This window comes from Leucobacter sp. G161, from assembly GCF_001482305.1.
Lineage (GTDB): Bacteria > Actinomycetota > Actinomycetes > Actinomycetales > Microbacteriaceae > Leucobacter.
The window spans coordinates 1-710 of record NZ_LOHP01000028.1; the positions used below are offsets into that span (position 1 = coordinate 1).

The 710-nt window shown below is 69.3% G+C and carries 1 pseudogene; it reads right to left on the reverse strand.

The window, feature by feature from the left end:
- Positions 1-662, reverse strand: a pseudogene (locus AUL38_RS02915) (DUF222 domain-containing protein); the annotation flags it as partial.
- Positions 663-710 lie beyond the last annotated feature (48 nt).

Here is a 710-nt window from a genome sequence, read left to right on the forward strand (position 1 = left end):
TTGTCGGTAGCTGTGGGCCCGCCGAGGGCGGCGTCGATGGTGTGGTCAAGTTCCGAGCGGTACACCGGGGCGACACAGCCGGGGAACCTGCAGTGCCCGTCGCGGGCGACAAGGAAGCGTTCCTGTGGCTTGTTGGGGCGGTAGGTGTCTGTGCGGATGACGCTTCCTGTGTGCGCACACACGGTGACGAGGTCCCACTGATACCGGGACGCGATCAGGGGTCGTACTGACTCGATATCGATCGGTCCGTAGCCTTGGAGTTCGCATTTCACGCCGCCTGCCGGGGTGTCGCTGTCGCGGACGATGGTGCCGCCGTGAGTGGAGAGGAGCGCGTTGACGCCTTCGGCTGTGAGGACGAGTTGCACGCGGCCGTGCAGGTCAGCCCCGGTGCCCTGGACTGCTGCTGTTTCTGCTGCGTCGTAGGGGTCGCGGCTGAGGAGGTCGTAGAGCGCGTCAGCCCGGAGTTCGTCCAGTCCGCGCGTATCGGGGGCATCACCTGGAGCCGCCGCGCCGGCGACTCCGGCAGCCCCGGTGGCTCCGTGAGTGCCGCCCGCTCCGCCCGTGCTGGTGCCGGTGCCGGTGCCGGTGGCGGTGGCGGCGTCGGTGCCGGTGCCGGTGCCGGTGGCAGGGGCAGCAGGCGCGGGGATGAGCCGCCTTTTCACGGCCCGCCCAATGCGAGTGAGATGGTCATACAGCCCGAGCGCTTGGAC